The organism is Bacillota bacterium (assembly GCA_012837285.1).
In the GTDB taxonomy this organism is placed as follows: Bacteria; Bacillota; DTU030; order DUMP01; family DUMP01; genus DUNI01.
The window spans coordinates 1-6,208 of the sequence record DURJ01000192.1 but is presented as its reverse complement, the minus strand read 5'-3'; the positions used below and the strand labels follow the sequence as shown (position 1 = coordinate 6,208).

Sequence of the window (6,208 nt, the reverse complement as noted above, 5' to 3'; positions counted from 1 at the left end):
GTTGAACTTATTGACGCTAGTCAATGGTTTATTTGTGGGGACTTCGATACCGTTCTTAGCAGTTTCGGTCGTGGGCAGGGTTGTTGCTGGTGTAGTGCAACTACTATGTTTTGGGGCGGCAGCCTTGGATTGAGGTGGAGTGGCTGTTGGTACAACGGGGCCATTTTTGGGGGACGCCGGGGCAGGACTGGAAGACAATGCTCCTAAAGGTGGGGTCGACTGCTGGCTGCATGCAGGGCATGTGTTCCTAGGCGAGCTTTTCTTGAGCGTTGTTACGGTTTCAGATACCTGTTGGCGCAGTTCCGCTTGGATCTTCTCAGGATTCGGTATTTGTACAGGCTGGTATTTGTGGTTAAGTGTTAGCTGACTCTCTGAAGTAGGCGAGGATTGCATTTCACCAGTTAACTTGCCTGCAATTGCTCCCGTGGCCGGCTTGTTGGACCTTTGGGCATACCCAGCCCCAGGGGGCTCATACGACAACTTCTTCGGTAACCCAGAGGAGGTTCTAGTTGGCGATGAAGAAAGGTCCTCGGTGGCAGTAACTTCCCTTTTTTCCCTTTCAATCTTGCGCATCATCCATCCGACCTTGAGGTCATGCACAAAACCTATTTGTCCAGGTGTACCGAAAGCCTCTTTTTGTTGGTTGGGTTTTAGCACTGCCGGTGTTTTGTTACCTTTGTGGTAGGGGTTGCTGTTCCTTGGTTTGTCAGTGATATTATCCAGATCTTGCAGCGCGGCTTTTGAAGGCAGTCTCTGGCTTTGTTGTGTGGCGTCACCGGTGCTTTGTTGTTTGCTCCGACCTAATTTGGTCCGTGAGCGCAAGAATAACCATAGTAAGAGAAGAATCAGAAGACGGACCAACTGCAAACGCCTCCTCACGGAATCTAGAGCATAATACTTCACTCAGAAAATCTGTATCTCCAGCGAGGTGTATATGTCACTGTTGCGGTAATGTCTGCAGTAAAGGGCACGGACGAAAGGCAGAAGTTGAATGAGTTACGTCATAGCAGGAATATTACAATATATAACATACTTCGATATAGTTTGATGCACTTCCTGCTACTCATCTGCAGATATCAGAAAAAACTAAGAGCTATTCAGTTGTAGCTCTTAGTTTTTAGTGTGCGCAGTAATACTTCTTCCAGAGGGGCATGTTACCTTCTATTTCTTGAACCGATAGAAGGAGTTTGCCTTTGTCAATTGTTCCTACTACCAACTCTTTGGGCTGTGGGAAACCTTGGGTGAAGGACTACAACAGCATTTCCCAGTTAGTCTCAATTGCAGGGAAAAAGCTTCCCTGCACGAAATAAGATAGCTAAGCCAGCGGAAAGGAGAACAGGTATGAAACTAGTAACTTATGAGAAACAAGGGGAAGTTCGTATCGGTATAGTTGTTAGCGACTTTGTAGTAGATCTTTCGGCGGGTATGGACGCCATTGGCGAGGGACGATACCTGCAGGAAGGCTGGGATATGAAGACGTTCTTGGCGCTAGAAAACGGACTAAAGTATGCACTTCAAGTGGAGCAAAAGGCGCAAAGCAACCCGAAGTGGCTAACAAAAGCAGGTGCGCCTTTAGACCAAGTGGTGCTGAAGGCGCCGATTACTAACCCTAACAAGGTCATCGGTATTGGCCTGAATTACCGTGACCATGCCGAGGAAACTGGCTTGCCGCTGCCGAAAGAACCGGTTATCTTCGGTAAATATGCAAACGCTATAATCGGGCCAGAAGAGAATATTCTCTTGCCCACTGGCCTAAGCGACCAAGTTGACTACGAAGCCGAATTAGCGGTGGTGATTGGCCGGCGCGCATCTAGCGTTGCTGAACAAGTGGCATTGGAATATGTGGCCGGCTATACCAATTTGAACGACGTTAGCGCTCGGGATTTGCAGATGCGTGACGGACAGTGGATGAAAGGTAAGTGCTTGGATACGTTTGCGCCCATGGGGCCGTGGCTAGTGACCAAAGATGAGATACGAAACCCGGAACACCTGAAGATAGAACTACGGCTGAACGGACAAACCATGCAGTCTTCGAACACACGGAATCTGATATTCGGGGTTTCCCATCTGGTATCTTTCTTATCTAAGCTTATGACCTTAGAACCCGGAGATGTCATTGCCACCGGCACCCCAGCCGGAGTGGGTATTGCCCGCAAACCTCCGCTTTTTTTACGCCCCGGGGACACAGTGGAGGTGGAGATCGAGGGCTTGGGCGTACTGAGAAATGGTGTGGCAACAAAAAGATAGAACAATATCTTGAGGGTTGACTGCCGTCACTGATCTTATTGAGCGCCACCGTTTGGGGCAAGCTTTCTCGAAGAGGAGGTATGCTGCCCATGAGGTCATTCACAGTTGATCCGCGTCCGCCTGTCTATCTTTCTCTCAGTGAGGAGCAGTGGGACAAGAAGATACAAAAGGCCCGGGAGCTGGGGTCCCCATGCCTGTTATGCCCTAGGCATTGCCGGGCCCTGAGATTTCAGCCATCGGAACCGCCTACTGTGGGCGTTTGTAAAACTGCCGACCGCGCCATTGTCTCCAGCGTGGGTCCGCACTTTGGCGAGGAACCGCCTCTTGTTGGCACCGGGGGCTCAGGCACAATCTTTCTTGCCCACTGCGATCTTAGGTGTATCTTCTGCCAAAACTACGATATCGCCCACTTAGGTGAGGGCCACGAGGTTAGCGACGAAGAGCTCAGCCGCATGATGCTCCGGGTCCAGGCCATGGGCTGCCATAACGTGAATCTGGTTTCCCCGACCCACGTGGTGCCCAATATCCTGGCTGCGGCAAAAATGGCGGCCAACAAGGGACTTAATGTTCCGATGGTGTACAATACTGGCGGATATGACTCCTTGGAAACCATTCGCCTTCTGGACGGCGTGGTGGATATCTATATGCCCGACATGAAGTACGGGGAGCCGGCGCCGGCCAAGGAGTTTTCGCTGGCGCCGGACTATCCGGCAGTGAACTTTGCCGCTGTCAAGGAAATGCACCGGCAGGTGGGGGATTTGATGCTGGATCGAGAAGGCGTCGCCGTCCGCGGTCTGTTGGTAAGGCACTTGGTCCTACCTGGCGGGCTGGCCGGTACCGAGAAAGTGATGCAGTTCATCGCCGAGAATATATCCAAGAACACTTACGTGAACATAATGGCCCAGTACCGACCCCACTATCAGGCCGTCGGCCACCCGGTGCTCGGGCGCAGAATCACAACTAAAGAATACCGGGAGGCGCTGGACATCGCCCGCAGGGCTGGGCTTGGTAGGGTGCAGGCGCTGTAATTGGGGATGCTGGCACTCCTCTTTTCATACAGCTTTCAGCATTGGAGCAATAGACAGTGAGGTAAAATGATATGCCCATGTCACCTAGTTTAAAAGGGGCCCTTCTTTTAGCCAGGGACTTCTATTTTCACCTTTAAAAATCATGATGCTGCGGCGCCAGTTGTGGTTATCTTCAGTGGGGAAGTCTTCGCGATAATGAACACCACGGCTCTCTTCGCGTCGAAGCGCGGAATTGGCGACCATGAGTGTGGTTAGGTATAGGTTTTCTGCCTCCACTGCTTCTTGAAATGCGTTCGGGTCCCGGGCACTGAAATTTTCCATGGTGGTGCCCAGTTCCTGCAGTTTTTCCAGAGCCAGCTTAAGCCCAGGGGCTGTGCGCAGTACTCCTAGGTAACTAGAGGATAGCTTTTGCAGTTGCTGCTTGAATTCTCTGGGGCTTTGTCCTGGGCTTTGATCCCACTTGTTACGGCGGGAGCTGATGTTTCCAACAGGAAGCTCCTTAGACCGTCTCTTGGCTTCGCGCGCATATGATGCCGCTGCTTTCCCGGCCCGTAACCCAAAAACTGCCAGCTCCGTGAGGGCATTGCCTCCGACCCTATTGGCCCCATGGACCCCTGCGGTTACTTCGCCACAGGCAAAGATGCCGGGGATCTTTGTTTGTCCCTCAGTGCCAGTGATAACGCCACCGCAGAAAAAGTGCTGGGTGGGCGCAACTTTAACCGGCTCGCGTCTAAGGTCAATTCTAGGGCGGGCGATGCGCGCCAGATCAGCCACAATACCGCTGTCCCAGGCTGCTTCCGGTAACAGGTTAAGGTGTAGAAAGGCGCCCCGGCCGGCTGCAATCTCTTTCGCTACTGCCCGGGCCGAGCGATCGCGAGCGTATCGACCCGCTCCGGCTCCGGATTCTAGGCCCCATTCGGGCAGCTTCTCTTTGATAAACTCTTCTCCTTGATTATTGGTAAGGGGCACCTTGTCAATGAGTGCAATTGGGATAAGACAACCAGGCAGCTCTTCGTCGGCAAAGCTTAGAGGGAAGAATTGAACAAACTCCATGTCTTTCAATTCAAGTCCCAAGTTGTATAGTAGAGCATAACCATCACCGGTGGTACGGACAGGGTTATCTGTCCGGGCATAAATCTGCCCGGCACCGCCGGTGGCCACTACTGTCGCCTGTGCGGCAATCTGTGTTTCGGTACCGGTTACAAGGTCAAGATATTCTACCCCTAAGGCCCCATGGGCGTCAGCGAGAATGTCTGTGACCAGGGCTTGTTCTCGCACTTGAATGTTAGGGTTATTTTGTATTGCTTGCACCAGCGGTAGAGTGAAGGCCGTCCCAGCTACCATCTCCCGTGCAGCGTACGGGACGACTGAAGCCAGACCAGGGGTTATTTTGAATCTTGCCCCGTAGGCCTCAAGACCCCGTACCGCGTCCGGACCCTCGGCAGTGAGAATCTCCACTAACTTCCGTTCATTGATCCAGCGGCCTGTTTCCCTGGTTATTTCCCGATGCTTGTCTGGATCAAACCCGCCCACTCCCAAGCTAAAAGCGCCATGGGACACAGCCGTGCAGTTTCCCAGTCCCAGCTTGGATTTTGAGAGTACAAGAACATGGCTGCTGGCCTCGGCAGCGCTTAAGGCGGCACACAAAGCCGCACCGCCACCACCGATAACAACAACGTCCCACATTGTCGGGGCCTCCTTTTCATCAAGACTATATGGGATATATTGGCGGGACCATTCCAATAATCCTTCACCGCTGAATGTTCATTATAGAGGGAATTGCTGCTATCCAGGCAGGAGGACGTAAATAGACGGCGAATATAGAAGTGTCAGCCTAGTTGCGGACTAGATCGGTAACTTGAGCTGTCAGAAGGTTTCGAGCTGTTGGGTAACTTCTAATGAGCTACTTAGAATGGGGGCTGCTGGCAATGATTATTTTGAAGGAGATGGCAAGTTACGGTCACGAACGGATAGTTTTCAGTTATGACGAGGGGTCTGGACTTCGTAGCATCATTGCTGTCCACAGCACGGCACTGGGGCCGGCTGTGGGTGGGTTGCGCATTTGGCCGTATCAAACCGAGGAAGAAGCTCTATTTGATGTCCTGAGACTGTCACGGGGTATGACGTACAAGAACGCGGCCATGGGTCTGGATTACGGTGGCGGCAAAGCCGTTATCATGGTGGATTCTAACGAAGAAAAAACAACAGATATGATTCGCGCTTTTGGCTGGCTGGTGGAGAGTCTAGGCGGAAGCTATGTTACCGGTGAGGATGTGGGGTGCTCGCAAGAAGATATCGGCGTGATTATGGAAGAAACCAGCCATGTGATCGGAGTTCCGGGCAAGAGCGGCAATCCTTCTCCGGTCACTGCCTACGGTGTCTTTTATGCCATGAAGGCAGCCGCTAACCATTGCTGGGGCAGTGATGATCTGAACGGCAAAAAGGTTGTGGTGCAAGGGGCAGGAAACGTCGGTCTCAGCCTAATTGAGCAACTCTTGGAAGTTGGGGCTACCGTATACGTATCGGACATCATGGCAGACAAGGTAGACCGAGCGGTGAAACTTGGTGCCACCGCCATTGAGGAGGAAGCGGTGTTTTCCACGGAAGCCGATATTTTCGCACCTTGTGCCCTGGGCGGTATCTTAAACGATGATACCATTCCCCAGTTTAGGGCCGAGATCATTTGCGGCTCGGCCAATAACCAGTTGCTGGAGTCTAAACACGGCCGGATGTTGGCTGAGCGGGGCATATTGTATTCACCGGATTTTATTGTCAACGGTGGCGGGGTAATCAATGCGGCCGAAGAAATGGCTTCCGGCGGCTACAACAAGGAGCGGGCCCTGGCCAAAGCAGCTAACATCTATAATATTCTGCTTCAGGTATTTGCTCTGGCCAAAGAGAGAGACATTCTTCCCTACGAAGCCGCTAATGCG

At 52.2% G+C, this 6,208-nt stretch carries 5 protein-coding genes; 3 read left to right on the top strand and 2 right to left on the bottom strand.

Features of this window, described 5'->3' with window-relative positions; all coding sequences use genetic code 11:
• On the bottom strand, positions 1 to 861 hold an 861-nt coding region (locus GX016_10590), incomplete at its 3' end, for a hypothetical protein (GenBank protein ID HHT71988.1).
• 480 nt (positions 862 to 1,341) lie between these two features.
• Between GX016_10590 and GX016_10585 the strand changes: the two genes are divergently transcribed.
• Both GX016_10585 and GX016_10580 read left to right on the top strand, forming a co-directional pair.
• Entirely contained in the window at positions 1,342 to 2,247 is a 906-nt protein-coding gene (locus tag GX016_10585; protein HHT71987.1) for a fumarylacetoacetate hydrolase family protein, read from the top strand.
• Positions 2,248 to 2,336: 89 nt separating this feature from the next.
• Entirely contained in the window at positions 2,337 to 3,275 is a 939-nt protein-coding gene (locus tag GX016_10580; protein ID HHT71986.1) for a radical SAM protein, read from the top strand.
• 84 nt (positions 3,276 to 3,359) lie between these two features.
• On the opposite strand, the gene GX016_10575 is transcribed toward GX016_10580, so the two are convergent.
• Positions 3,360 to 4,961 carry an FAD-binding protein gene (locus tag GX016_10575; protein HHT71985.1) on the bottom strand — a complete coding sequence of 534 codons (1,602 nt, stop codon included), beginning with the start codon at positions 4,959 to 4,961 and terminating at the stop codon, positions 3,360 to 3,362.
• A gap of 242 nt (positions 4,962 to 5,203) precedes the next feature.
• Here GX016_10575 and GX016_10570 point away from each other — a divergent pair.
• Positions 5,204 to 6,208, top strand: a 1,005-nt coding sequence (locus GX016_10570) for a Glu/Leu/Phe/Val dehydrogenase (protein ID HHT71984.1), incomplete at its 3' end; no start/stop codon positions are given.